The organism is Ramlibacter agri (genome assembly GCF_012927085.1).
In the GTDB taxonomy this organism is placed as follows: domain Bacteria; phylum Pseudomonadota; class Gammaproteobacteria; order Burkholderiales; family Burkholderiaceae_C; genus Ramlibacter; species Ramlibacter agri.
Genome location: NZ_JABBFX010000002.1, coordinates 1,130,148 through 1,156,062 on the forward strand (window position 1 = coordinate 1,130,148; position 25,915 = coordinate 1,156,062).

Annotated in this window: 25 protein-coding genes; 14 read left to right on the top strand and 11 right to left on the bottom strand. The window is 67.9% G+C overall.

The annotated features are described in order from the left end of the window. Positions 1 to 90: 90 nt before the first annotated feature. The gene (locus HHL11_RS23915) at positions 91 to 879 is read left to right on the top strand and encodes a hypothetical protein (RefSeq protein ID WP_169421055.1); all 789 of its coding nucleotides are present in this window, start codon (positions 91 to 93) and stop codon (positions 877 to 879) included. Here HHL11_RS23915 and HHL11_RS23920 read toward each other — a convergent pair. The 4 genes from HHL11_RS23920 to serC form a co-directional block, all read right to left on the bottom strand. Next, on the bottom strand, positions 876 to 2,063 hold the full coding sequence (locus tag HHL11_RS23920) for an FAD-dependent monooxygenase (RefSeq protein WP_169421056.1): 1,188 nt from the start codon (positions 2,061 to 2,063) through the stop codon (positions 876 to 878). The two genes, HHL11_RS23915 and HHL11_RS23920, sit on opposite strands and share 4 nt — an antisense overlap. Then, positions 2,060 to 4,921 carry an aconitate hydratase gene (locus tag HHL11_RS23925; RefSeq protein ID WP_169421057.1) on the bottom strand — a complete coding sequence of 954 codons (2,862 nt, stop codon included), beginning with the start codon at positions 4,919 to 4,921 and terminating at the stop codon, positions 2,060 to 2,062. The genes HHL11_RS23920 and HHL11_RS23925 overlap by 4 nt, the downstream gene beginning before the upstream one ends. 82 nt (positions 4,922 to 5,003) lie before the next feature. Further along, positions 5,004 to 6,185 carry a phosphoglycerate dehydrogenase gene (locus tag HHL11_RS23930; RefSeq protein ID WP_169421058.1) on the bottom strand — a complete coding sequence of 394 codons (1,182 nt, stop codon included), beginning with the start codon at positions 6,183 to 6,185 and terminating at the stop codon, positions 5,004 to 5,006. After that, the gene (serC, locus tag HHL11_RS23935; RefSeq protein WP_169421059.1) at positions 6,178 to 7,251 is read right to left on the bottom strand and encodes a 3-phosphoserine/phosphohydroxythreonine transaminase; all 1,074 of its coding nucleotides are present in this window, start codon (positions 7,249 to 7,251) and stop codon (positions 6,178 to 6,180) included. Before serC ends, HHL11_RS23930 begins: the two co-directional genes overlap by 8 nt. Before the next feature lie 135 nt (positions 7,252 to 7,386). On the opposite strand from serC, the gene HHL11_RS23940 reads away from it, so the two are divergent. Next, positions 7,387 to 8,208 (top strand): helix-turn-helix domain-containing protein, encoded by an 822-nt coding sequence (locus HHL11_RS23940; RefSeq protein WP_169421060.1) that lies wholly within the window; start codon positions 7,387 to 7,389, stop codon positions 8,206 to 8,208. Here HHL11_RS23940 and sbmA read toward each other — a convergent pair. Beyond that, on the bottom strand, positions 8,205 to 9,209 hold the full coding sequence (gene sbmA / locus HHL11_RS23945; protein ID WP_169421061.1) for a peptide antibiotic transporter SbmA: 1,005 nt from the start codon (positions 9,207 to 9,209) through the stop codon (positions 8,205 to 8,207). The genes HHL11_RS23940 and sbmA overlap by 4 nt on opposite strands. Before the next feature lie 304 nt (positions 9,210 to 9,513). Between sbmA and HHL11_RS23950 the strand changes: the two genes are divergently transcribed. Then, positions 9,514 to 10,383: an amino acid ABC transporter substrate-binding protein gene (locus tag HHL11_RS23950; protein WP_169421062.1), complete on the top strand. Its 870-nt coding sequence runs from the start codon at positions 9,514 to 9,516 to the stop codon at positions 10,381 to 10,383. 54 nt (positions 10,384 to 10,437) lie between these two features. Here HHL11_RS23950 and acnB read toward each other — a convergent pair whose 3' ends face one another. The 5 genes from acnB to HHL11_RS23975 are packed head-to-tail and all read right to left on the bottom strand — an operon-like array spanning position 10,438 to position 16,391. After that, positions 10,438 to 13,029, bottom strand: coding sequence for a bifunctional aconitate hydratase 2/2-methylisocitrate dehydratase (gene acnB / locus HHL11_RS23955; RefSeq protein ID WP_169421063.1), 2,592 nt, complete (start codon positions 13,027 to 13,029; stop codon positions 10,438 to 10,440). 27 nt (positions 13,030 to 13,056) lie between these two features. Then, complete coding sequence (locus tag HHL11_RS23960) at positions 13,057 to 13,605, bottom strand: hypothetical protein (protein ID WP_169421064.1); 549 nt, start codon at positions 13,603 to 13,605, stop codon at positions 13,057 to 13,059. Between the two features lie 21 nt (positions 13,606 to 13,626). Then, complete coding sequence (locus HHL11_RS23965) at positions 13,627 to 14,619, bottom strand: HpcH/HpaI aldolase/citrate lyase family protein (protein WP_169421065.1); 993 nt, start codon at positions 14,617 to 14,619, stop codon at positions 13,627 to 13,629. Beyond that, positions 14,616 to 15,392 (bottom strand): trans-aconitate 2-methyltransferase, encoded by a 777-nt coding sequence (gene tam, locus HHL11_RS23970; protein WP_169421066.1) that lies wholly within the window; start codon positions 15,390 to 15,392, stop codon positions 14,616 to 14,618. Before tam ends, HHL11_RS23965 begins: the two co-directional genes overlap by 4 nt. A gap of 12 nt (positions 15,393 to 15,404) precedes the next feature. Then, complete coding sequence (locus HHL11_RS23975) at positions 15,405 to 16,391, bottom strand: malate dehydrogenase (protein WP_169421067.1); 987 nt, start codon at positions 16,389 to 16,391, stop codon at positions 15,405 to 15,407. 158 nt (positions 16,392 to 16,549) lie between these two features. Here HHL11_RS23975 and HHL11_RS23980 point away from each other — a divergent pair, with 158 nt between their 5' ends. From HHL11_RS23980 to HHL11_RS24030, 11 genes are all read left to right on the top strand, one after another. Continuing rightward, positions 16,550 to 17,332, top strand: coding sequence for a GntR family transcriptional regulator (locus HHL11_RS23980; protein ID WP_169421068.1), 783 nt, complete (start codon positions 16,550 to 16,552; stop codon positions 17,330 to 17,332). 99 nt (positions 17,333 to 17,431) lie between these two features. Then, complete coding sequence (sdhC, locus tag HHL11_RS23985) at positions 17,432 to 17,863, top strand: succinate dehydrogenase, cytochrome b556 subunit (protein ID WP_169421069.1); 432 nt, start codon at positions 17,432 to 17,434, stop codon at positions 17,861 to 17,863. 10 nt (positions 17,864 to 17,873) lie between these two features. Then, positions 17,874 to 18,239, top strand: a complete 366-nt coding sequence (gene sdhD, locus HHL11_RS23990; protein WP_169421070.1) for a succinate dehydrogenase, hydrophobic membrane anchor protein — start codon at positions 17,874 to 17,876, stop codon at positions 18,237 to 18,239. A gap of 6 nt (positions 18,240 to 18,245) precedes the next feature. Beyond that, positions 18,246 to 20,054: a succinate dehydrogenase flavoprotein subunit gene (gene sdhA / locus HHL11_RS23995; RefSeq protein ID WP_169421071.1), complete on the top strand. Its 1,809-nt coding sequence runs from the start codon at positions 18,246 to 18,248 to the stop codon at positions 20,052 to 20,054. Positions 20,055 to 20,102: 48 nt separating this feature from the next. Continuing rightward, positions 20,103 to 20,807: a succinate dehydrogenase iron-sulfur subunit gene (locus HHL11_RS24000; protein WP_169421072.1), complete on the top strand. Its 705-nt coding sequence runs from the start codon at positions 20,103 to 20,105 to the stop codon at positions 20,805 to 20,807. Between the two features lie 14 nt (positions 20,808 to 20,821). Next, a complete protein-coding gene (locus HHL11_RS24005) occupies positions 20,822 to 21,115 on the top strand; it encodes an FAD assembly factor SdhE (RefSeq protein ID WP_169421073.1) in 294 nt (97 codons plus the stop codon). A gap of 19 nt (positions 21,116 to 21,134) precedes the next feature. Continuing rightward, positions 21,135 to 22,445 (top strand): citrate synthase, encoded by a 1,311-nt coding sequence (gltA, locus tag HHL11_RS24010; protein ID WP_169421074.1) that lies wholly within the window; start codon positions 21,135 to 21,137, stop codon positions 22,443 to 22,445. Between the two features lie 92 nt (positions 22,446 to 22,537). Beyond that, the gene (locus HHL11_RS24015) at positions 22,538 to 23,230 is read left to right on the top strand and encodes a helix-turn-helix transcriptional regulator (RefSeq protein ID WP_169421075.1); all 693 of its coding nucleotides are present in this window, start codon (positions 22,538 to 22,540) and stop codon (positions 23,228 to 23,230) included. 68 nt (positions 23,231 to 23,298) lie between these two features. Then, positions 23,299 to 23,667, top strand: a complete 369-nt coding sequence (locus HHL11_RS24020) for a VOC family protein (protein WP_169421076.1) — start codon at positions 23,299 to 23,301, stop codon at positions 23,665 to 23,667. Positions 23,668 to 23,748: 81 nt separating this feature from the next. Continuing rightward, positions 23,749 to 24,798 (top strand): extracellular catalytic domain type 2 short-chain-length polyhydroxyalkanoate depolymerase, encoded by a 1,050-nt coding sequence (locus tag HHL11_RS24025; RefSeq protein ID WP_169421077.1) that lies wholly within the window; start codon positions 23,749 to 23,751, stop codon positions 24,796 to 24,798. Positions 24,799 to 24,815: 17 nt separating this feature from the next. Then, complete coding sequence (locus HHL11_RS24030; protein WP_169421078.1) at positions 24,816 to 25,334, top strand: hypothetical protein; 519 nt, start codon at positions 24,816 to 24,818, stop codon at positions 25,332 to 25,334. On the opposite strand, the gene HHL11_RS24035 is transcribed toward HHL11_RS24030, so the two are convergent. Beyond that, complete coding sequence (locus HHL11_RS24035) at positions 25,282 to 25,758, bottom strand: BON domain-containing protein (protein WP_169421079.1); 477 nt, start codon at positions 25,756 to 25,758, stop codon at positions 25,282 to 25,284. The genes HHL11_RS24030 and HHL11_RS24035 overlap by 53 nt on opposite strands. Positions 25,759 to 25,915 lie beyond the last annotated feature (157 nt).

Here is a 25,915-nt window from a genome sequence, read left to right on the forward strand (position 1 = left end):
CCTTCTGGAACGGTTGAGGTAGGATTTACCCGAAAGCAGGAGGTCGGGGCGGTGCGAGTGGGGCGATCAGGTTGGATCACGGGAGGCATCGTGCTGGCCACGTTCGCGGCCGCCGGCTTCCGGACCTGGAACCACCAGCCGCTGGTCGCGCCCAGCTCGCCCGTGCTGCGGCTCGCCCTGCACATCCCCGGCGTCGATGCCGCCGCCCCCTTCGAACCCACCCGCGCCTTTGGCGACCTGTTCGGCGTGTCCACGGCCGCCACGGTGCTGCCCACCGGGCCCCGCGAGAGCACCAGCCTGTGGCACCAGCAGGGCTTCCTGCTGGCTGGCGATCCGGCGCTGGTGGTGTTCACGCAGACCCAGCGGCTGGCCCCCGACGGCCGGCCGGCGCTCGCCCGGGCCGAGGCGCCCAGCATCAGCGCCGCGGTCTACCGCCTGTCCGACGGCCGCTGGAAACTGGCCGGCGCCAGCCGCGACTTCGCGCACGCGAGGGCCTGGGGCGAAGCCCCGGCGCCGCGCGGCCCCCTGCAGGTGATGCAGTTTCCCGACGGTGCCGTGGCTTTCTTCGTCGACGAGGCGGGAGAAAGCCTGGGCGACACCCAGGTCGGCAAGAGCGTCTGGGCCTTCGCGAACGGCGCCTGGCATGACCTCGGCTACGTCCAGACCGGCGGCGACAACGAAAGCGCGACCGGCAGCGAGGAAGAGCCCTACCGCTTCAGCGGCAGCATCTCGATGGTGCCCGGCTCCGGGCGCTACCCGGACCTGCGGGTTGACCGCGAAGGCACCATGCAGGACGACCAGGACCGCGTGGTGACGGCAACCGACACGCGCTACGTGTTCACCGGGCGCAGCTACGAAGAAGCGCCCATGCGCAACTAGGCCGGCCCGCCGCCGTACAGCCAGGGCTGGTCCATCAGCGCCGCCCCGCGCGCGCGCAGCGCCAGGTTGCGGCCCCAGCGCAGCGGCCCTGCCGCGTGGAAGATCGCGCCGTTGCGGCGCGACGCCTGCTGCACCCGCGCCACCCGCTCCCAGCGATTGAGCGCATAGCGGCGCAGCAGGGTGGGCACGTCCAGCACGCGTTCGTCGGCCACGCCCAGCAGCTTCTCCAGCTCGCAGGCATCCTCGATCGCCATGCCCGCGCCCTGGGCGAGGTAAGGCCGCATCGGATGCGCGGCATCGCCCAGCAACGCGATGCGGCCGCGCGCCAGCGCCTCGTCGCCCGCCACCGGAGCGCGGTCATGCAGCGCCCACAAGCGCCATTGCGGCACGGCCTGCAAGAGGGCTCGCGCCGCGCTGCTGATGGCGCCGGTGGCGGCATGCAGTTCGGCGGCCACCGCGGCATGATTCCAGTCGCGCGGGTCGCCGACCACTTCGCCTTCCACCACGCAGACCACGTTGAGCCAGTCGCCGCCGCGCACCGGGTACGCGACCAGGTGCATGCGGGGCGCCAGCCACACGCTCACCTCGGGCCCGCGCAATTCCGCCGGCAAGCCGGCGCGATGCGCCAGGCCGCGGTAGGCGAGATGCCCGGTGCGCTCGGGCGGCGCATCTCCGCACACCACGGCGCGGATCGGGCTCCACAGACCGTCCGCGGCGGCCAGCGCATCGCCTTCCACCTCCGGCCCGCCCTCGGCGCGCAGCCGCACGCAGCCTTCGGCGCTGCTCGCGCCGAGCACCTTGCGCCCCGCATGCAGGCGCACGCCGGACTGCTGCGCGCGCTCCAGCAGCGCCGCGTGCAGGTCGGCGCGGTGCACGGTGAGGTAAGGCGCGCCGTAGCGCGCCTCGAAATCCGCCAGCTCCATGGCGGCGAGTTCGCCACCGCCCACGGCATCGCGCACGCGCAGCCGCGGCGGCTGCCACACCTGCTGCGCGAGCGGGCCGTCCAGCAGGCCCCAGGCGCGCAGGATGCGCGTGACGTTGGGCCCCAGCTGGATGCCGGCGCCCACCTCGGAAAACGCGGCCGCCTGTTCGAACAGGCGCGCCTCCCAGCCGGCCCGGCGTGCCGCCAGCGCCGCCGCCAGCCCGCCGATGCCGCCGCCGGCGATCAGCAGCTCGCGCGTCACTCCTGCAGCAACTGGCGCATCACGAACGGAAGGATGCCGCCGTTGCGGTAGTACTCGACCTCGATCGGCGTGTCGATGCGCAGTGTCACCGTGTGTTCTTCGGTGCTGCCGTCGGCGCGCGTCACGATCAATTGCGCATCGCTTTGCGGCCGCAGGTCCGGGTCCGGAATGACGGCTATCAGTTCCGAGCCGTCGAGGCGCAGCGATTGCCAGGTGGTGCTGCCCTGGAACTGCAGCGGCAGCACGCCCATGCCCACCAGGTTGCTGCGGTGGATGCGCTCGAAGCTGCGCGCCACCACGGCCTTGATCCCCAGCAGCAGCGTGCCCTTGGCCGCCCAGTCACGCGACGAGCCCGTGCCGTACTCCTCGCCGGCGAACACCACCGTGGGCCGGCCCTCGGCGATGTACTTCATCGCCGCGTCGTAGATGAACATCTTCTCCGTGTTGCCCTGGGCGTCGCGGTACAGCGTGACGCCGCCCTCCTCGCGCGAGCCGTCGGCGCGCGCCGGGATCATCAGGTTCTTGATGCGCACGTTGGCGAAGGTGCCGCGCATCATCACCTCATGGTTGCCGCGCCGCGCGCCGTAGCTGTTGAAGTCCGGCTTCAGCACGCCGTGCTCGATCAGCCAGCGGCCCGCGGGCGAGCTTTCCTTGATGGAGCCGGCCGGCGAGATGTGGTCGGTGGTGATGGAGTCGCCGAACATCGCCATCACGCGCGCCTGGCGGATCTCCACCGAGCCCGCCTCGGGTTCCGCCAGCGCGAAGCCGTCGAAGAAGGGCGGCTCGGCGATGTACGTGCTCTTGGGCCAGCTGTAGGTCTCGCCGCTGACCCCGTGGATCTGCTCCCACAGCGCGCCCGGGTCCGACTGCACCTTGCTGTAGTTGGCGCCGAAGGCCTTGCCGTTCATGGCGTACTTCATCAGCTTGTGGATCTCGTCGCTGGACGGCCAGATGTCGCCCAGCCAGACGTCCTTGCCGTCCTCGCCCTGGCCGACCGGCTCCGTCATCAGGTCCTTCAGCACGGTGCCGGCAATGGCGTAGGCCACCACCAGCGGCGGGCTGGCGAGGAAGTTGGCCTTCAGGTTCGGGTGGATGCGCGCCTCGAAGTTGCGGTTGCCCGAAAGCACGGCGGCGCACACGAGATCGCTCTTGGTGATCGCCTCGTTGATCTCCGGCGTCAGGTCGCCAGCATTGCCGATGCAGGTGGTGCAGCCGTAGCCGGCCACCGTGAAGCCCAGCTGCTCCAGGTAAGGCAGCAGGCCCGACTTGGTGAGGTACTCGGTGACGATGCGCGAGCCGGGCGCCAGCGAGGTCTTGACGTGCGGCTTGACCCTCAGGCCCTTCTCCACCGCCTTCTTCGCCAGCAGGCCCGCGGCCAGCATCACGCCGGGGTTGGACGTGTTGGTGCAGCTGGTGATGGCGGCGATCAGCACGTCGCCGTTGCCGATGGTGATGGGGCCCACTTCCACCGGCGGCACGGACATCGCGTGCGAGGCCGTCAAGGTCGGCTTGTTGGCCTCCATCTCCATCTCGAAGCGGGGCGCCGCCACCGGCGTCGGCGGGCTGTCCGGCGTGTGCGTGCCGTGTTCCTGGTCCGGCGCGTCCAGCAGGTGGCGCGTCAGCAGCAGCTCGGGCGCCTGGTTGAAGCCGTTGTCCGCCACCGGCTTGGAGAACAGCGACTTGAAGGTGCTGGCCACCTTGCCGATCTCGATGCGGTCCTGCGGGCGCTTCGGGCCCGACAGGCTCGGCGTCACCGTGCCCAGGTCCAGCGTTACCACCGAGCTGTAGTCGATCTCGCCGGCCGCCGGCACGCCGAACATCTGCTGCGCGCGGAAGTAGGCTTCCAGCGCCTTCACTTCTTCCTTGCTGCGGCCGGTGCCCTCGAAGTATTCGATGGTCTTCTCGTCCACCGGGAAGAAGCCCATGGTGGCGCCGTACTCGGGCGCCATGTTGCCGATGGTGGCCCGGTCCGGCACCGACAGGCTGCGCGTGCCCTCGCCGAAGAACTCGACGAACTTGCCCACCACCTTGTGCTTGCGCAGCAGCTCGGTGACCGTCAGCACCAGGTCGGTCGCGGTGCAGCCTTCGCGCAGGCGGCCCTTGAACTCGAAGCCGACGACGTCCGGCGTCAGGAAGTAGACCGGCTGGCCCAGCATGGCCGCTTCGCCCTCAATGCCGCCAACGCCCCAACCCACCACGCCGATGCCGTTGATCATCGTCGTGTGGCTGTCGGTGCCGACCAGCGAGTCGAAGTAGTAGACGTCGTCGCCGGTCTTGTGCACGCCGCGTGCCAGGTACTCGAGGTTGACCTGGTGCACGATGCCGAAGCCGGGCGGCACGACGCCGAAGGTGTCGAAGGCCTGCATGCCCCACTTCATGAACTGGTAGCGCTCGCGGTTGCGCTGGAACTCCAGCTTCATGTTCAGGTCCAGCGCGTCGCGCGTGCCGTAGTAGTCCACCATCACCGAGTGGTCCACGACCAGGTCCACGGGCACCAGCGGTTCGATGGCGTTGACGTTCTTGCCGAGCCGCTGTGCGGCGCTGCGCATCGCGGCCAGGTCGGCCAGCAGCGGCACGCCGGTGAAGTCCTGCAGCACCACGCGCGCCACCGTGAACGGGATCTCGGTGGTGCGGTCGGCGTTGGGGAACCAGTTGGCGACCTGCTGCACGTGCTCGGCCGTGACCTTCTGGCCATCGCAGTTGCGCAGCACGGATTCCAGCACGATGCGCATGGAAACCGGCAGCCGCTTGATCTTGGGAAATTGCTCTGCCAGCTTGGGCAGGGAGTAGAACTTGCCGGATTTGCCGGTGGCGGGACGGAAGTTCTGCAGGGTGTGGTCGAACGCGTTTTGTGACATTCTGGGCCTCGGCGTTGTTCGTTTGCCCGATTGTGCCGTCACTTGCGGCGACGGGGGAACAACGCCCCGTGACAGTCGGTCTTTACGCCGGGAGATAGCGCACAGACAGCACCCCTGCTATCGCGCGAATTTCCGCGAGCAGCTGCGCGTTCACCGCGCTGTCCACGTCCACCAGGGTATAGGCCATGTCGCCGCGCGACTTGTTGACCATGTTGTGGATGTTGAGGCCGGCACGCGCCAGCGCAGTGGAGATCTGGCCCACCATGTTGGGCACGTTGGCGTTGGCAATGGCTACGCGCCAGCGCGACTCGCGCCCCATCTCCACCTGCGGGAAGTTGACCGCGTTGCGGATCGTGCCGTGCTCCAGGAACTCGCGCAGCTGGTCCGCCACCATGGCGGCGCAGTTGTCTTCGGCCTCGCGCGTGGAAGCGCCCAGGTGCGGAAAAGCGAGCACTTTCGCATGCGCCAGGATGCCTGGATGCGGGAAATCGCAGACGTACCAGGCCAGCTGCTGCGCGTCCAGCGCCTGCAGCGCCGCCCCGTCGTCGACCACGCCTTCGCGCGAAAAGTTCAGCAGCACGGATTCGGGCTTCAGCAGCCGCAGGTTGTCCGCGTTCACCAGGTGGCGGGTCGCCGGCACCAGCGGCACGTGCAATGAAACGAAAGTGGCGTTCTTCAGCACCTCGTTGACGCTGGCGGCCCGCTTCACCTGCGAAGGCAGGCTCCAGGCCGCGTCGACCGTGATCTCCGGGTCGTAGCCCAGCACCTGCATGCCCAGCTTGATGGCGGCGTCGGCCACGAGGCAGCCCACCTTGCCCAGCCCGATGACGCCTAGCGTCTGGTTGGCCAGTTCGGCGCCGGCAAAGGCCTTCTTGCCGTCCTCGATGGCTTTCTCGAGCGGGCCGCCCGCGCCCTGCAGGCCGGCGACGAAGCGCTGCGCCGGCGCCAGGTTGCGCGCCGCCATCAGCATGCCGGCGAGCACCAGTTCCTTGACCGCGTTGGCATTGCCGCCGGGCGCGTTGAACACCGGCACGCCGCGGGCGCTCAGGTCCTTGACCGGGATGTTGTTGGTGCCGGCGCCGGCGCGCGCGATGGCCAGCACGGAGGAAGGGATGGACATCGCATGCAGGTCGGCGGAGCGCACCAGGATGGCGTCCGGCTCCGCGATGTCCTTGCCCACGACGAAGCTGCCGGGCGGCAGCCGGTCGAGACCGCTTCGGGATATGGAATTGAGAACCAGTATCCCGAAAGGTCTGTCAGGCATGTTGTCTCTCGAAGTCCTGCATGTACTTCACGAGGGCCTGCACGCCCTCGATCGACATGGCGTTGTAGATGGAGGCGCGCATGCCGCCGACCGAGCGGTGGCCCTTCAGCTGGATCATGCCGCCCGCGGCCGCGCCCTTGAGGAAGGCCTCGTCCAGCGTCTCGTCCTTCAGCTTGAAGGGCACGTTCATCAGCGAGCGGTCTTCCTTCGCCACCGGGTTGCGGAAGAAGCTGCTGGCGTCCAGGAAGTCGTACAGGATCTTCGCCTTGCGGGCGTTGTGCGCCTCGACCGCCGCGATGCCGCCGTTGGCCTTGAAGTGCTTCAGCACCAGGCCCACGATGTAGATCGCGTAGGTGGGCGGCGTGTTGTACATCGAGTCGTTCTCGCCCTGCACCTGGTAGTTGAAGGCCGAGGGCGTGATGGGCAGCGCGTGGCCCAGCATGTCGTCGCGCACGACGACGATGGTCAGGCCCGAGGGGCCGATGTTCTTCTGCGCGCCGGCGTAGATCAGGCCGTACTTGCTGACGTCGATGGGGCGCGACAGGATGTCCGAGGACATGTCGGCCACCAGCGGCACGCGGCCGGTGTCGGGCGTCCAGTGGTACTGCACGCCGCCGATGGTTTCGTTGGAACAGATGTGCACGTAGCTGGCGGCGGGGTCCAGCTTCCAGGCGGACTGCTTGGGAATGGAGACGTTGTCGCCCTGCACCGCGACCTGGGCCTGGCCGTAGCGCGTGGCTTCCTTGTGCGACTTCTTCGACCAGTCGCCGGTGATGGCGTAGTCGGCCTTGCCGTTGCGGCCGATCAGGTTCATCGGGACGATGGCGTTCTCGCCGATCGCGCCGCCCTGCATGAACAGCACCTTGTAGTTCGAGGGCACGCCCATCAGCTCGCGCAGCAGGCCTTCGGCCTCGGCGTAGATGCCCATGAACTCCTTGCCGCGGTGGCTCATCTCCATGACGGACATGCCGCAGCCGTGCCAATCCAGCATTTCCTCGGCGGCCTGCCGCAGCACCGCTTCGGGCAGGGTGGCGGGACCGGGGCTGAAATTGAAGACGCGGGTCATGGCAAGGCTCTTTCGGGAAATTCGGGGAAACGGGGCAGCCAGCATACAAGATGCGGCAAACCCCGCCGGGCCCGGGGCGTTCCATGACCTGGGAGGTCATGGAAGCGCGGCTGCGCAGGCCCTAACATCCCCGCCATGCAGAATTTGGATCCTGCCCGGCGCAAGCCCTTCGGCGAGCACCTGCGCTTCTGGCGCCAGCACCGCCGCATGAGCCAGCTGGACCTGGCCGGCGAGGCGGACATCTCGACCCGCCACCTGAGTTTCGTGGAAACCGGCCGCTCCGTGCCCAGCCGCGAGATGGTGCTGAGGCTGGCCGAGCGGCTGGACGTGCCGCTGCGCGAACGCAATGCGCTGCTGGTGGCGGCCGGCTACGCGCCCATGTACCGCGAGCGGCCGCTCTCGGACCCTGCCCTGGCGCCCGCCCGCGAGGCGGTGCAGCTGATCCTGTCCGGCCACGAACCCTGGCCCGCGCTGGCGGTGGACCGGCACTGGAACCTGGTGGCCCACAACGCCATGGTGCCGCACCTGCTGGCGGCCGCCGAGGACCCCGCCCTGCTGCAAGGGCCGGTGAACGTGCTGCGCCTGAGCCTGCACCCGCGCGGGCTGGCCAAGCGCATCGTCAACCTGGGCCAGTGGCGGCACCACCTGTTCGAGCGCCTGCGCCAGCAGGTCGCTGCCACCGGCGACGCGGGCCTCATCGCGCTGCAGAAGGAGCTGGAGTCCTATCCGGTCCCTCCGGGCGCCGACGACACCCGGCTGGCCGGCGAACTGCTGGGCGTGGCGATGCCGCTGCGCTTCCGCACGCCGCAAGGCCCCATCCTGTCCTTCATCAGCACCACCACCGTGTTCGGCTCGCCGGTGGACGTGACCCTGCAGGAGCTGGCGCTGGAGACCTTCTTCCCGGCGGACCCGGAAACGGGCGCGGCCCTGCGCGCCCTGGCGGCTTCGGCTGCTTAGACCGTCGCCTCGGCCGGCCGCGCCACCGGCGGCTGGTGGATGCGCGCCTCGAAGGCCCGCAGGCGCTTGTAGACGGAGATCAGTTCCACGATCGTGCTCCAGCTGTACACGAGGTACTGGAAGGACTCGGTCACCTTGTCGAAGGCACGCGCGATCTGCTGGTAGACGCCCAGCGTGATGACACCCGCGATGACGGTGGGCCCCATCGCCACCAGCGGCACCAGCACGCTGGCCTGCAGGTAGGACCACTTCACCACGTCGAAGTAGAGGTAGTGGAAGAACAGGCGGAAGTAGTTGCGGCGCACGCCCAGGAACAGCGACTGCGCCACCGGGGGCGTAGCGCGCGCCACGTCGTCTTCGCCGTAGACCAGCTCCTTGCGGTAGGCCGCTTCCACGCGCTGGTTGTTGAACTCCAGCCCGGGCAGCAGGATGCCGGTGAAGGCCAGCACCACGGTGCCGAGGGCTGCCCAGCCGAGCGACACCCACACCAGCGAGTGCGGGACGGCGCCGAGGATGGGGATCGACGTGATCTTGTCCGAGAGCGTCCAGAGGATCGGAAGGAACGCAGCCAAGGTCATCAGGCTGCGCATGAGGTCCACGCCCAGGCCTTGCATGATGGAGGCGAAGCGCATCGTGTCCTCCTGCACGCGCTGCGCCGCCCCTTCGACGGTGCGCAGCGTGTCCCAGTGGGCCATGTAGTACTGGTTCATCGCCTGGCGCCAGCGGAACACGTAGTGCTTGACGAAGAAGTCGACCACCACGGCCACCGTCACGTAGACCATGGCGATGGACAGGAAGGTGGCCACCTGCTTCCAGTACTGCGAAGCGTCGATGGAACCCGGCTTGTCGAGCGCCTTCTGCAGCAGGTCGTAGAAGGTGCCGAACCACTCGTTGATCCGGACGTCCAGCTGCACGCGGTACCAGGTGGCGTACAGGATCAGGGCCGTGCCGAACACCGACCAGGGAAGCCAGCGGCGCGACAGGAAGAAGGAACGGAACATTGTTGTCCTAGGTTTTGCTTTCGGGCGTTGCGGGATGCTAGCGGTTCGCGGCCCGGCCGCGCGGAGCTGTGCTTTTTCGATAGCAGGCCGGGGAGGCTGGCCGCGGGCTTGCCGGGGGCGTCGGACCTGTCGGACAGGACCGGCCGGCGCCCGACTACGCAACGGGATGCACCATGCGACCCGGCAAATCCGGATTGGTTCTGCCGGCCTGCGCAAAGCCTCCTGCTGGCCCAAGGTCCAATGCTCCCGGCCATCACCCGTCGACTACCCTCGGCCCACCGAAGCTCTGCCGAGGGAGTTCATCATGTCCCCTGCCCTGCTGCGTGCGGTGTTGGCCTGCGCGCTCGTGTGCACCTGCCTGCCGCTGGCGGCACAGGACGTCCTGAAACGCATCGCCGCACGCCAGCAGGTGAACCTCGGCTACGCCGAGAACGCGGCGCCGTTTTCCTTCCGGACCGCGGGCGGTCCATCCGGCTATGCGGTCGAACTGTGCGTCGCGGTCGTGGAGCGCCTGAAACGCGAGCTGGGCGTCCAGCAGTTGCCAGTCCGTTTCGTGCCCGTGGACCAGGATTCCGTCGCGCGCCTGGTGGCCGCCAATTCGGTCGACCTGCTGTGCGCCGGCGTCTCCGACACGCCCGCCCGCCGCGTGACGATGGCCTTTTCCTCCCCGATCTTCTTCTCCTCGGTGAAGCTGCTGGTGCGCAGCGAGGACGGGCCGCAGTCGCTGCAGGCTCTCAAGGGCCGCACCGTGGCGCTCCTGGGCCGGACCACGGCCGAAGCGGCGGTGAACGCTATCAACAAGCAGCAGGGCCTGGGCCTGCAGGTCGCCCCGGTCGTCAGCCCGGAAGCAGCCCTGTCGCAGCTGCGCCTGCACCAGGCCGATGCCTGGGCCCGCGACGAGGTCCTGCTGCTGGGCGCGCTGGCGCGCGAGTCCGATGCGCGGAAGTTCACGCTGTTGCCCGACACGCTCTCGACGGAAACCATCGCGCTCGCCATGCCGCAGGACGCGCAGCTGCAGCGCGTGGCCAACGAAGCCCTCGCGGAACTCGCGCGCTCGGGCCGGCTGGAGGCCATCTACGAGCGATGGTTCGTCCAGCCGAATCCGGCTGCGGCTGCGGGCCTGAAATTCCCGCTGTCGCCTCAGCTGAAGGCGGAATTCGCCCGCGCCCGCTGAGGCGCGCCATGAAAAAACGGCCCCGCGGGGCCGTTCTTCATGGAGCGGGGGTCCTCAGACCGTCACTTCCTTCGCCGCGTCCGCGTATTCCTGGATCTGGTCGAAGTTCATGTAGCGGTAGACCTTGGCGCCATTGGCGTTGATCACACCCATGTCGGCCTGGTACTCCGCCACCGTCGGCAGGCGGCCCAGCTTGGAGGCGATGGCCGCCAGCTCCGCGGAGCCCAGGAACACCTGCGTGTTCTTGCCCAGGCGGTTCGGGAAGTTGCGGGTCGACGTGGAGATGACGGTGGCGCCTTCCCGCACCTGCGCCTGGTTGCCCATGCACAGCGAGCAGCCGGGCATTTCGGTGCGCGCGCCGGCGCCGCCGAAGTTGGCGTAATGGCCTTCCTTGGTCAGCTCCTCCTGGTCCATCTTGGTCGGCGGGGCGACCCACAGCTTGACCGGGATGTCGCGCTTGCCTTCGAGCAGCAGCGAAGCGGCGCGGAAGTGGCCGATGTTGGTCATGCACGAGCCGATGAAGGCTTCGTCGATCTTGGTGTTCTGCACTTCGGACAGCGGCTTCACGTCGTCCGGGTCGTTCGGGCAGCACAGCAGCGGCTCGGTGATCTCGGCCAGGTCGATCTCGATCACGTGGGCGTACTCGGCGTCCTTGTCCGCTTCCAGCAGGTCCGGGTTGGCCATCCAGGCCTCGACGGCCTGGATGCGGCGCTCCAGCGTGCGCTTGTCCGCGTAGCCCTGCGCGATCATGTTCTTCATCAGGACCACGTTGGACTGCAGGTACTCGAGGACCGGTTCCTTGTTCAGCTTGACCGTGCAGCCGGCGGCGGAGCGCTCGGCGGAGGCGTCGGACAGCTCGAAAGCCTGTTCCACCTTCAGGTTCGGCAGGCCTTCGATTTCCAGGATGCGGCCCGAGAACTCGTTGATCTTGCCGGCCTTGGCGACCGTCAGCAGGCCCTTCTTGATGCCGTAGTAGGGGATGGCATGCACCAGGTCGCGCAGCGTGATGCCGGGCTGCATCTCGCCCTTGAAGCGCACCAGCACGGATTCGGGCATGTCCAGCGGCATCACGCCGGTGGCGGCGGCGAAGGCCACCAGGCCGGAGCCGGCCGGGAAGCTGATGCCGATCGGGAAGCGGGTGTGGCTGTCGCCGCCGGTGCCCACGGTATCGGGCAGCAGCAGGCGGTTCAGCCAGCTGTGGATGACGCCGTCACCGGGACGCAGGGCCACGCCGCCGCGGTTGGAGATGAAGGCGGGCAGCTCGCGGTGCGTCTTGACGTCCACGGGCTTCGGGTAGGCCGCGGTGTGGCAGAAGGACTGCATCACCATGTCGGCGCTGAAGCCCAGGCAGGCCAGGTCCTTCAGCTCGTCGCGGGTCATCGGACCCGTCGTGTCCTGAGAACCGACGGTGGTCATGCGCGGCTCGCAATACGTGCCGGGACGGATGCCCTGGCCTGCCGGCAGGTGGCAGGCGCGGCCCACCATCTTCTGCGCCAGCGTGAAGCCCTTGCCGGAGTCGACCGGCGCCTTGGGCAGGCGGAAGGTGGTGGAAGCGCCGAGGCCCAGGAACTGGCGGGCGCTGGCGGTCAGCGAGCGGCCGATGATCAGGTTGATGCGGCCGCCGGCGCGCACTTCGTCCAGCAGCACGTCGCTCTTGAGCGCGAAGCGCTCGACGACCTCGCCGGCCTTCTCGATGGTGCCCTCGTAGGGGAAGATGTCGATGACGTCGCCCATCTCCAGCTTGGCGACGTCCACTTCGATCGGCAGGCAGCCGGAGTCTTCCTGCGTGTTGAAGAAGATGGGGGCGATCTTGCCGCCCAGCGTGACGCCGCCGAAGCGCTTGTTCGGCACGAAGGGGATGTCCTGGCCGGTCATCCAGACCACGCTGTTGGTGGCGGACTTGCGGGAAGAACCGGTGCCGACCACGTCGCCCACGTAGGCGACCACGTGGCCCTTGGCCTTGAGTTCCTCGACGAACTTCATCGGGCCGCGCTTGCCGTCTTCTTCCGGCTTGAAAGCCGTGCCGGGGCGCGTGTTCTTCAGCATGGCCAGCGCATGCAGCGGGATGTCGGGGCGCGACCAGGCGTCCGGGGCGGGCGACAGGTCGTCGGTGTTGGTTTCACCGGGCACCTTGAAGACGGTGACGGTGATCTTCTGCGGCACTTCCTGGCGGCTGGTGAACCACTCGGCGTCGGCCCAGGACTGGATCACTTCCTTGGCGAACGCGTTGTTGGCCTTCGCCTTGGCCGCGACGTCGTGGAAGTAATCGAACATCAGCAGCGTCTTCTTCAGGCCGTCGGCGGCGACCTGCGCCACCTCCGCGTCGTCCAGCAGGTCGATCAGGGGCTTGACGTTGTAGCCGCCGACCATGGTGCCGAGCAGCTCGGTGGCCAAGGCCCGGGAAATCGCGTTGACCTGGAAATCCCCATGCGCCACGGCGGCGAGGAAGCTCGCCTTCACCTTGGCCGCGTCGTCCACGCCCGGCGGCACGCGGTTCGCCAGCAGGTCCAGCAGGAAGGCTTCTTCCTTCGCCGGGGCCGACTTGATCAGCTCGATCAGGTCGGCGGTCTGCTTCGCGGACAGCGGCAGCGGGGGGATGCCGAGCGCGGCGCGTTCGGCAACGTGGTCAACGTAGGCTTGCAACATGGGGTCTCTCCGTACAAATCTCTCGCGCTATTGCGCGGTCTTGGGCGCCGGCTCCAGCAGGTTCACCGGCGGCCGGGTCTTCATTTCTTCCGCGAACTTCACCTGTTCGGGGCTCTGGCACTCGTCGGCCAGGCGGCGGCCTTCCTTCTGGCTCATCAGCATGGACTTGTTGCCAAGCTGCAGCCACAGGGCGCCGCGCACCGTGTCCTCGAGGCGGATCGCGCCGGTCTTGCTTTCGACCGGGTGCATCACGAAGCGGTTGAGGCCGGCGGACACGAGGAAGTAGCCCTCGCGGCGGCGCGGCGTGACCTTGACGTGGGCGCCGAGCTCGCACTTGATCTCGCCGGTGTAGACACGCTTGGCGACATCCAGTTCCGCGGCATTGAGCTTGTCGGCCGGATCGTTTTCTTCGACCGGGGTGTTTTCCTCGATCGCCTGGCGGCGGCTCGCGGCTGGCTTGGCCAGCGCCTTCTTGGTTTCGGCGCGGGTGGGCTTGGCGGCGGGCTTCGCCGGCTCCTGCGCAAAGGCGGCGGCGGACAGCGAGGCGATCAGGAACGAGGCGAACAGGACCTTCATGGAATGGTCTCCCATTGACGTTTAGGGACGCGCGGTGGCGAACCACCCGCGCGCATCATCCGGGAGCTGCCGCCCGGTGGCATGCGCTCTTTCGAGCACCTGCCAGTAGTAGCGGTAGCTGGCCCGGTCCTCGAGTTTGCCGTCGAAACTGATCGGTGCCCAGCCCGCGGCCTCCGCGGCCGCGAGGAGTTGTGACGCCTTGTGAATTTCGTTTGCCGTCGGAGCGAACACTTCGACGATCGCCCTGATCTGGTCGGGGTGGATCGACCACATGCGCGTGTAACCGAACTCGTTGGCCGCACGCGACGCCGCGGCGCGGAAAGCCGCCTGGTCCTTGAATTCCGTCACGACGCCATGCGAAGGCACCTTGCCATGGGCATGGCACGCGGACGATATTTCGAGCTTGGCACGCACCACCAGCGGGTGCGTGAACTGGCCCTGCACGCCCATTCCCGCGCTGGGGATGGCGCCGCCGTGCGCGGAGACGAAATCCATCAGCCCGAAGCTGAGGGACTGCATGCGCGGGTGCGCGGCGATGTCGAAGGCGCGATGCACGGCCGCGGGCGATTCGATCAGGCCTTGCAGCGCCAGGTTCTTCGCGCCGGCGGCGTCCAGCGCGCGGGCGGCGCGCTCGACGTCCTGCACCGTCTCCACCTTGGGCAGCATCACGTGCACCAGCTTGTGGCCCGCCTGGCCGACGATGGTGGCGATGTCGTCCTCGAAAGCCGGATGGTCGACCGGGTGCACGCGCACCGCGACGCGCGCATCGGGCGCCGCGCCCAGCGCGAGTTCGGTGACCAGCGCCGCGTGCTCCTTCTCGCCGCCGACCGGCGCGCCGTCCTCGCAATCGAGCGTGACGTCGAACACCACCGAGCCGAACTCCTGCGCCAGCTCCGCCTGCAACTGCAGGCTCTTGCGCATGCGGGCTTCGACGCCGCTGTAGTGGTCGCACACCGGCAGCGTGCCGGTGCGGGCCTGGGCTCCAAGAAGGACGTCGCGCGGGTGTTGGCTCATGCCGCCCTCTTCGCGATGATGAACAGCCGCGGGAAGGCCAGCAGGAGCTTGCCGTCCGCGCGCACGGGGTAGTCCGCGGCGATGCGCCGCTGGTACTCCGCCAGGTAGTCCTTGCGCTGCTGGTCGTCCAGCCGCGCGACGAAGGGCTTCAGCCCGGTGGCACTGACCCATTCCACGATGGCCGCAGGCGTTTCCATGCGGTGCTGGTAGATGGTGTGCCAGGTGTCGACCTCCTGCGCCAGCGGCGCGAGCAGGTCGTAGTAAGTCGTGAGGGGCAAGCGGCCGATGCGCAGCTTGCCCGGGTCGCCGATGGTGGACGCGAACGCCGGCAGCAAGGCCACGTTGCGCATCTCGGCGTGGGTGGGCTCGTCCCAGTTGTCCGGCATCTGCACGGCCAGCACGCCGCCGGGCGCCAACAGCGAGAACAGGCGCGGGAACAGGGCCTCGTGGCCCGGCACCCATTGCAGCGCCGCGTTGGCGTAGATCAGGTCCGGGGCCTGCGCCGGCTGCCAGCTGCCGATGTCGGCCAGCTCGAAGCGCGTTCCGGGCAGGCGCTGGCACGCGCTTTCCACCATGGCGGGCGAGTTGTCGACACCGACGACTTCCGCATCCGGAAAGCGCTGCACCAGCAGCTCCGTGGAGTTGCCCGGGCCGCAGCCCAGGTCCACCACGTGTTTCGCATGGGCCAGCGGAACCCGCGCCAGCAATTCACGGGCCGGACGCGTGCGTTCGTCCTCGAAGCGGCTGTAGAGCGCGGGGTTCCAGTCGGCCATGCTGTCTTTGCCTTACAGCAGGTGGGCCACGCCTTGCTGCTCTTCCTGCAGCTCGTTCAGCGTGAGGTTGATGCGCTCTTGCGAGAAGGCGTCGATCTCCAGGCCCTTCACGACCTCGTACTTGCCGTCCTTGGTGGTGACGGGGAAGCCGAACATCGTGTCCTTCGGAATGCCGTAGTCGCCATTGGACGGGATGCCCATGGTGACCCACTTGCCGTTGGTGCCCAGGGCCCAGTCGTGCATGTGGTCGATGGCGGCGTTGGCAGCCGATGCGGCGGAGGACAGGCCGCGCGCTTCGATGATGGCGGCGCCGCGCTTGCCGACGGTGGGCAGGAACACGTTCTTGTTCCATTCCTGGTCGTTGATCAGGTCCTTGACGGCCTTGCCGTTCACAGTGGCGAAGCGGTAGTCGGCGTACATGGTGGGCGAGTGGTTGCCCCACACCGTCAGCTTCTCGATGTCCTTCACTTGCGTGCCGGTCTTGGCGGCCACTTGCGAGAGCGCGCGGTTGTGGTCCAGGCGCAGCATGGCGGTGAAGTTCTCGCGCGGCAGGCTGGGCGCGCTCTTCATCGCGATGTAGGCGTTGGTGTTGGCGGGGTTGCCGACGACCAGCACCTTGACATTGCGGGAAGCGACCTTGTCCAGCGCCTTGCCCTGGGCCGTGAAGATCTGCGCGTTGGCGGACAGCAGGTCCTTGCGCTCCATGCCGGGGCCGCGCGGACGGGCGCCGACCAGCAGCGCGTAGTCGGTGTCCTTGAAGGCGGTCATCGGGTCGCTGTGGGCTTCCATGCCGGCCAGCAACGGGAAGGCGCAGTCTTCCAGCTCCATCATCACGCCCTTGAGGGCCTTCTGGGCCTTCTCGTCGGGGATCTCCAGCAGTTGCAGGATGACGGGCTGGTCCTTGCCCAGCATCTCGCCGGAGGCGATGCGGAACAGCAGGGCGTAACCGATCTGGCCTGCGGCACCGGTGACGGCAACGCGGACGGGCTTCTTGCTCATGGGGAATCTCCGAGAAGGGAAGTTGCGAATACGAAGTCGAGAGGGGCGGGTGGCGAGCTCGCCTGGCCCTGCGGGACAGCCCGCGAGTTTACCCCTACGCCCCCGGCCGGGTCAATTTGTCTTATGTCTTATATAAGATATGATTGCGGCAAAGTCAAATGGCCGCCCCGCAGATGCCACCGCCCGACTACGCCGCGTCCGCCCCCGAGGTGGGGACACCGGCGTTCAGCCCGCTTTACCAGCAGATCAAGGGCCTCATCCTGCAAAGCCTGCAGGCCGGCGAATGGAAGCCGGGCGAAGCAATCCCCAGCGAAATGGAGCTGGCCGCGCGCTTCCGCGTGAGCCAGGGCACGGTGCGCAAGGCCATCGACGAGCTCGCCGCCGAGAACCTGGTGGTGCGCCGCCAGGGCAAGGGCACCTTCGTCTCCACGCACGCCGAACAGCACGTGCGCTACCGCTTCCTCAAGCTGATGCCGGACGCCGGCGACCGCGAGGAGGAAGGCCCGGCCACCCGCTCCATCCTCGACTGCAAGCGCGTGCGCGCCAGCGCCGAGATCGCGCGGGCGCTGCAGCTGCGCACCGGCGACGCCGTCATCCAGGTGCGGCGCGTGCTGGCCTTCGGCGGCGTGCCCACCATCCTGGAAGACTTCTGGCTGCCGGGCGCCAACTTCAAGGGCCTCAGCGCCGACCAGCTCGCCACCCACGTCGGCCCGACCTACGTGCTGTTCGAGCACGAGTTCGGCGTGCGCATGGTGCGCGCCGAGGAAAAGATCCGCGCCGTCGCCGCGGACGCGCCGCAGGCGGCCCTGCTTGCGCTGCCGCAAGGCGCCCCGCTCCTCTCGGTCGAGCGCCTTTCCTATACGTATAACGACGTACCGATGGAGCTGCGCCGCGGCCTCTATCGCACCGACACGCACCACTACCGCAACGACCTGAGTTAGTGCCCTTCCGTAGCAGCTTGTTGCGTTGCCCTAGAATTTAGGGTTGTCCCGCATCCCTTCCACCCATTCCCAGCGCATGCCTTCCCTGAAAGAAACGCAATGACGACGACAGAGCTCGCCAAGAAGCGGCCCGAGTTCCGCAACATCAACGCCCTGACGGACCTGCCCAGCTACCGGCTGCCGGCCGCGGGCTGGGTCTCCATCCTGCACCGCGTGAGCGGCGTGCTGATGTTCGTGCTGCTGCCCTTCATCATCTGGATGTTCGACACCTCGGTGTCGTCGGAGATCTCGTTCGCGCGTTTCCGCTTCGCCTTCGCGAACGGCGCGGTGGGCATCGTCGCCAAGCTGGTGGCGCTGGCGCTGCTGTGGGCCTTCCTGCACCACTTCATCGCCGGTCTCCGCCACCTGTGGATGGACGTGAGCCACAAGGCGGTGAGCAAGTCCGTCGGCGCGACCACCGCCAAGACCACGCTGGTGCTGAGCCTTCTGCTGACGGTCGTCCTCGGCCTGAAGCTCTTTGGCGTCTACTAAGGAAAAACAAATGGCAGTGAACTACGGTTCCAAGCGCGAAGTCGTCGGCGCCCACTACGGCACCCGCGACTGGCTCGCGCAGCGCGTCACCGCGGCCCTGATGGCGGTCTTCACCCTCGTCGTGCTGCTGCAGGTGATCTTCTCCCGCGGGCCCATCGGCTACGAAAAGTGGGCGGGCATCTTTGCCAGCCAGCCGATGAAGATGCTCACCTTCGCGACCATCCTCGGCCTGGCGTACCACGCCTGGGTCGGCATGCGCGACGTGCTCATGGACTACGTCAAGCCCGTGGGCGCGCGGCTGGTGCTGCAGTTCCTGGTCATCGTGTGGCTGCTGGGCTGCATGGGCTGGGCGATCCAGGTCCTCTGGAGGGTTTGAACGAACATGGCATATACGAGCAAGAACGTCACGACGCGCAAGTTCGACGTCGTCATCGTGGGCGCCGGCGGCTCCGGCATGCGCGCCTCCCTGCAACTTTCCCTGGCGGGCCTGAACGTGGCCGTGCTGTCCAAGGTGTTCCCCACCCGTTCGCACACGGTGGCCGCGCAAGGCGGCATCGGCGCGTCGCTGGGCAACATGTCCGAGGACAACTGGCACTACCACTTCTACGACACCGTCAAGGGCGGCGACTGGCTGGGTGACCAGGACGCGATCGAATTCATGTGCCGCGAGGCGCCGAAGGTCGTGTACGAACTCGAGCACTTCGGCATGCCGTTCGACCGCAACCCCGACGGCACGATCTACCAGCGTCCGTTCGGCGGCCACACGGCCAACTACGGCGAGAAGCCGGTGCAGCGCGCCTGCGCCGCGGCCGACCGCACCGGCCACGCCATGCTGCACACGCTGTACCAGCAGAACGTCCGCGCGAAGACCTCGTTCTTCGTCGAGTGGATGGCACTGGACCTGATCCGCGACGCCGAAGGCGACGTGGTCGGCGTGACCGCGCTGGAAATGGAAACCGGCGACCTGCACGTGCTGCACGCCAAGACCGTGCTGCTGGCCACCGGCGGCGCGGGCCGCATTTTCCAGGCCTCGACCAACGCCTTCATCAACACGGGCGACGGCATGGGCATGGCGGCGCGCGCCGGCATTCCGCTGCAGGACATGGAGTTCTGGCAGTTCCACCCCACCGGCGTGGCCGGCGCGGGCGTGCTGCTGACCGAAGGCTGCCGCGGCGAAGGCGCCATCCTGTTGAACAGCAACGGCGAGCGCTTCATGGAGCGCTATGCCCCGACGCTGAAGGACCTGGCCCCGCGCGACTTCGTCTCCCGTTCGATGGACCAGGAGATCAAGGAAGGCCGCGGCTGCGGTCCCAACAAGGACTACGTGCTGCTGAAGCTCGACCACCTCGGTGCCGAGACCATCCACAAGCGCCTGCCCTCGGTGTACGAAATCGGCGTGAACTTCGCCAACGTCGACATCACGCGCGAGCCCATTCCCGTGGTGCCCACCATCCACTACCAGATGGGCGGCATCCCGACCAACATCCACGGCCAGGTGGTCCTGCAGCGCAATGGCAGCCACGTCGACCCGCTGAACGGCCTGTACGCCGTCGGCGAGTGCTCCTGCGTGTCGGTGCACGGCGCCAACCGCCTGGGCACCAACTCGCTGCTGGACCTGCTGGTGTTCGGCAAGGCCGCCGGCAACCACATCGTCGACTACGCGAGCAAGACCAAGGCGCACAAGCCGCTGCCGGCCAACGCCGCCGACTTCTCGCTGGAACGCCTGAACAAGCTGGAGTCGCGCGCCAAGGGCGAATACTCGCAGGACGTCGCCAACGACATCCGCGCGACGATGCAGGCCCACGCGGGCGTGTTCCGCAGCCAGGCGAGCATGGACGAAGGCGTGAAGAAGATCGCCGCCATCCGCGAGCGCATCGGCAGCATCGAGCTGAAGGACAAGTCGGCCGTCTTCAACACCGCCCGCATCGAGGCGCTGGAAGTCGAGAACCTGATCGAAGTGGCGCAGGCCACCATGGTCTCGGCGGCCGCCCGCAAGGAATGCCGCGGCGCCCACACGGTGGACGACTACGAGCGTCCGGCGGACGACCCGGTCGCCCCGCTGGGCCGCAACGACGCCGAGTGGATGAAGCACACGCTCTGGTACGCCGAAGGCAGCCGCCTGGACTACAAGCCGGTGCAGATGAAGCCGCTCACCGTCGAGACCGTGCCTCCCAAGGTCCGGACTTTCTGATTACGTAGTCCTGCTGACCGCGACTAGATTCAAGATACGGACACATCCATGCAAAAGCGCACGTTCCAGATTTACCGCTACGACCCGGACAAGGACGCCAAGCCCTACATGCAGACGGTGGAAATCGAGCTGGAGGGCAACGAGCGCATGCTGCTCGACGCCCTGATGAAGCTCAAGGCCGTGGACCCGTCCATCGCCTTCCGCCGCTCCTGCCGCGAAGGCGTCTGCGGCTCGGATGCCATGAACATCAACGGCAAGAACGGCCTGGCCTGCCTCACCAACCTGCGCACGCTGAAGGACCCCATCGTCCTGAAGCCGCTGCCGGGCCTGCCGGTCATCCGCGACCTGATCGTGGACATGACGCAGTTCTTCAAGCAGTACCACTCGATCAAGCCCTACCTCGTCAACGACAGCATCCCGCCCGAGAAGGAGCGCCTGCAGTCGCCCGAGGAACGCGAAGAGCTCAACGGCCTGTACGAGTGCATCCTGTGCGCCAGCTGCTCCACCAGCTGCCCCAGCTTCTGGTGGAACCCCGACAAGTTCGTGGGCCCCGCCGGCCTGCTGCAGGCCTACCGCTTCATCGCCGACAGCCGCGACACGGCCACCGGCGACCGGCTGGACAACCTGGAAGACCCGTACCGCCTGTTCCGCTGCCACACCATCATGAACTGCGTGGATGTCTGCCCGAAGGGGCTGAACCCCACGATGGCGATCGGCAAGATCAAGGAATTGATGGTCCGCCGCGCGGTCTGAAGAACAGAGACACAATGGAAGAACCGCTACTCGACGAGAGGTCCCTCAGCAAGCTGCGCTGGCGCTGTCGCCGCGGGCTGCTGGAGAACGACCTGCTGATCGAGCGGTTCTTCGAGAAACACGCCTCCAGCCTGACTGTGAAGCAGGCCGAGGCGATGGGCGCTTTGATGGACCTGGCCGACAACGACCTGCTGGACCTGCTGCTGCGGCGCAAGGAACCGGCCGGCGATCTGGACCAGGTCGAGGTGAGGAAAGTGCTGGAGATGCTGCGCGTGCCCCAGGCGGCATCAAACCAATCCGGGCATTGACATACGTTAGGAAGAACCCATGAAACTCGCTGACAACAAGGCCACGCTGTCCTTCAGCAACGGCAGCCCCAGCGTCGAGATGCCTGTCTACCAGGGCACCATCGGCCCCGACGTGATCGACATCCGCAAGCTGTATGCGCAGACCGGCATGTTCACGTACGACCCCGGCTTCATGTCGACCGGCTCGTGCCAGTCCGCCATCACCTACATCGACGGCGACAAGGGCGAACTGCTGTACCGCGGCTACCCCATCGAGCAGCTGGCCACCCAGTGCGACTACCTCGAGACCTGCTACCTGCTGCTGTACGGCGAACTGCCCAACGACGTCCAGAAGAAGGACTTCGTCGGCCGCGTGACCAACCACACGATGGTCAACGAGCAGATGCAGTTCTTCCTGCGCGGCTTCCGCCGTGACGCGCACCCGATGGCCGTCATGACGGGCCTGGTCGGCGCCCTGTCGGCCTTCTACCACGACAGCACGGACATCAACAATCCCGAGCACCGCGAGATCTCCGCGATCCGCCTGATCGCGAAGATGCCGACGCTGGTGTCCATGGCGTACAAGTACTCCATGGGCCAGCCCTACATGTACCCGAAGAACAAGCTGGGCTACACCTCGAACTTCATGCACATGATGTTCGCGACGCCCTGCGAAGAGTACGAGCCCAACGACGTGCTGGTGCGCGCCATGGACCGCATCTTCATCCTGCACGCGGACCACGAGCAGAACGCCTCCACCTCCACGGTGCGCCTGTGCGGTTCCTCCGGCACCAACCCGTTCGCGGCCATCGCGGCCGGCGTGGCCTGCCTGTGGGGCCCGGCCCACGGCGGCGCCAACGAAGCGGCGCTGAACATGCTGGAAGACATCCAGCGCATGGGCGGCGTGGCCAAGATCGGCGAGTTCGTGGCCAAGGTCAAGGACAAGAACTCCAACGTCAAGCTGATGGGCTTCGGCCACCGCGTGTACAAGAACTACGACCCGCGCGCCAAGCTGATGCGCGAGACCTGCCACGAAGTGCTGGACGCGCTGGGCCTGCACAACGACCCGCTGTTCAAGCTGGCCATGGCCCTGGAGAAGGTGGCGCTGGAAGACGAATACTTCGTTTCCCGCAAGCTGTACCCGAACGTGGACTTCTACTCCGGCATCGTGCAGCGCGCCATCGGCATCCCGGTGTCCCTGTTCACCGCCATCTTCGCGCTGGCCCGCACCGTGGGCTGGATCGCGCAGCTGAACGAGATGATCAGCGACCCCGAGTACAAGATCGGCCGTCCCCGCCAGCTGTACACCGGCGCCACCCGCCGCGACGTGCAGGCGATCGGCCAGCGCTGATCCCTGCACCCTTGCCATTGCGGCCCTGAGCCGCAATTCACAAAGGCCCGCCTCGGCGGGCCTTTGCTTTTGCGCGGCGCTATGCTGCGCCCATGTCCCGCGCCGAACGCCTCCTGCAGCTGATGCAGGTCCTGCGCCGGCAGCGCGCGCCCGCCAGCGGCGCCGCGCTGTCCCAGGAGCTGGGCGTGAGCCTGCGCACGCTGTACCGCGACATCGCCTCGCTGCAGGCGCAGGGCGCCGCGATCGAAGGCGAGGCCGGCGTCGGATACGTGCTGCGGCCCGGCTTCACCTTGCCGCCGCTGATGCTGTCCGAGGAAGAGATCGAAGCGCTGGTGCTCGGCTCGCGCTGGGTCGCGCGCCACACCGACCCGGAGCTGGCTGCGGCCGCCCGCAACGCGCTGGCCAAGATCCACGCCGTGCTGCCGCCGGCGCTGCGGCTGGAGCTGGAGACGAGCGCGCTGCTGGTACCCGGCACGGCTCAGGGCGACCCCGAACCGGAACTGGCCGACGTGCGCCGCGCGATCCGGCGCGAGCACAAGCTGCGGCTCGCTTACCGCGACGCCAAGGGCGAGGAATCACAGCGGGTCATCTGGCCCTTCGCGCTGGGCTTCTTCCAGCAGAAGCGCGTGGTGGCCGCCTGGTGCGAGCACCGCGCGGACTACCGGCACTTTCGCGTCGACCGCATCGCGGGGCTGGAGGTGCTGGACGACCGCTACCCACGGCGGCGCCAGCAGCTGCTGAAGGAATGGCAGGCCTCCGAAGGCATCCAGGTCACGCTCGATTGATCGCTGCTGCCAGTTCCTGTCACTCGCCTGCCTAGCATGGGTGGCTCCTGCAACGAAAGGAGTCCCCCATGAACCCCAAGCACTTCGTCCTGCTCTACGTCGCGCAACCCGAGGCCAGCGCGCGCTTCTACACCCGCCTGCTCGGCCGCGAGCCGGTGGAGAACTCGCCCACCTTCGCCCTCTTCGCGCTCACCGACCAGCTGATGCTGGGCCTCTGGAAGCGCGACGGCGTGCAGCCGGCGGCGACCTCCGAGCCGGGCGCGTCCGAGCTGTGCATCGCGCTGCCCAGCGACCAGGAAGTCGACGCCTTCCACGCGCGCTGGCGCGAACTGGGCGTGCCGGTCGCGCAGGCGCCCACGCGCATGGACTTCGGCTACACCTGCGTCGCGCTGGACCCGGACGGGCACCGCCTGCGCGCGTTTACTCCCGCGGGCTGAGGCAGCCGCCGGACGTCGTTGACAGCGCGCCCCCTCCTCCCTCACGATTGTTGCACCGCACAATCCAGGGAAGGGGATGCGATGGCCAACGACGTCGTCCAGCTCGGCGCGTACCAGGTGAAGAAGGGCCAGAGCTCCGTCTCGGGCCTTTCCTCCGGCGCCTTCATGACGGTGCAGCTGCACCTGGCGCATTCCGCCTCCTTCGCCGGGGCGGGCATCATCGCCGGCGGCCCCTATCGCTGCGCGCAGGCCTACCGCCAGGGCGCCATCTATGCCCAGGACGCCTACGCGCAAGGCGCGCTCTACATCTGCATGAGCCCGCTGACCGAGCGCACGGCGCCCGATGCCGAGCGGCTCGCGCAGCTGGCCCGCGACACGGCGGCGCAAGGCCTGATCGACGACGTCGACCACATCGTCAACCAGCGCATCTACATCTTCACCGGCAGCGAGGACCGCGTGGTCGCCTCGATGGTCGTGGCGCGCACGCGGCGTTTCTACGAGCTGCTCGGGGCGCGCGACATCCTGTACGACGACACGCAGCCGGCCGGCCACGCCATCATCACGCGCAACCCGGAGGACTCGCAGCTGCCGCTGAACCAGCCGCCCTACATCAACCAGGGCAGCTTCTGGCAGTCGCACGCCATCCTGGACCACATCTACGGCCGGCTGAAGCCGGCCTCGGCGCAGCTCACCGGCAGCTTCGTGCGCTTCGACCAGACCGAGTTCTTCGCCGGCGAGCCGCGGGCCAGCATGAGTCCCTACGGCTACGCCTACGTGCCGCGCGCGGTGGCCGAAGGTGCGCCGGCCCGCGTGCACATCGCGCTGCATGGCTGCAAGCAGGGCTATGCCTACGTGGACTACGTCAACGGCCGGCCGGACCAGGGCAACAACCCGCCTTACGGCAACCGCTACTTCACCACCACCGGCTACAACGAGCTGGCCGACGCCAACAACATCATCGTGCTCTATCCGCAGGCGGAAGGCGTCGACGACGGCAGGACGCAGAACCCCGACGGCTGCTGGGACTGGTGGGGCTACAGCGGCAGCGACCCGCAGGCGCCCGACTACTACTCGCGCGACGCGATCCAGATCAAGGCCATCCACGGCATGCTGGAACGCCTGGGCGGCTGAACGCAGGAGACCTGGCGATGAAGATGCTCAAGCAACGCCCGCAGTTCACCACATCGCAGGGCAAAGGCGCCCTGGCCGTCCAGGCCCTGCCCGCCGCGCCGGCGGCCATGCAGCAGGCCGGGAACTTCAGCGCGCTGCTCGGCGAAGCAGTCGCGCGCAGCGCCGGCAACGGCGCGGCCACTGCGGCGGTGCTGCCGCTCGCGCTGCGGCCCGACACCGGGGCCGAACTGCTGGAGCTGCAACTTGCCGTGGCCGGACGCATGCAGCGCCTGCAGCAGGAGTGGTGGGACGCCTGGAACGCGTGGCTGGCCGAATTCGGGCAGCTCGGGCGCGCCAACACGATGTCGGAGCAGCTGGAACAGCAGTACAACATCACCGAGCAGTTCACCGCGCTCCTCAAGAGCCAGGCCAGCGACCTGCTGGACCTGCAGGAGAACGTGCAGGTGGACTACGGCTACTGGGTGGCGCAGAAGCTGGAGGAAGTCACTTCGTCGGGTAGCGGGGCTTTGCGCTTGCGCCGACCTGCAGGTAGTTGACCACGCCCATCACGTCGTCGACCAGCAGCACCGCCTTCTCCATCTGCTCGGCCTGCTCCTGGGTCTTCACGCATCCCATCAGCGTGACGAGGCGGCGCTCGCCGAGGATCCACACCGAGGTGTCGTCGAAGCGGCCATCGCGGCGGATGTACTGCTGCACGCGCGGGATGATCTCCTTGTCGTAGAGATAGGAGTTGGGCAGCCGGCAGCGGCCGGAGTGATAGCACGAGGTGCCGTGCTGCGCGCGCACGTGCTCCTCCTTGCGCACCTCATCCTCGGTGTAGCCGGGCCCGCGCGGCACCGGGCAACCGGGCAGCGCCTGCGTCACCTGCAGGAAAGGATCGTCGAACGCATTGCGGCGCTCCTGCGCGTGAGCGCAGCAGGCGCCCAGTGCCAGCATCAGCCAGGCCACGGTCCGGTTCATGGCGCGATGTTAAGCACGAAACCCGGGAGGCGCCCCCGCGGAAACGCGGGCGGGCTATATTGGCCCTCGCCACGCACGGAAGGAGCAAGGCATCGAACCGCGAAGCATCGCCGCCGGCGCCGCGCTGCTGGCGACGCTGGGCGCGCCGGCCGGCCGC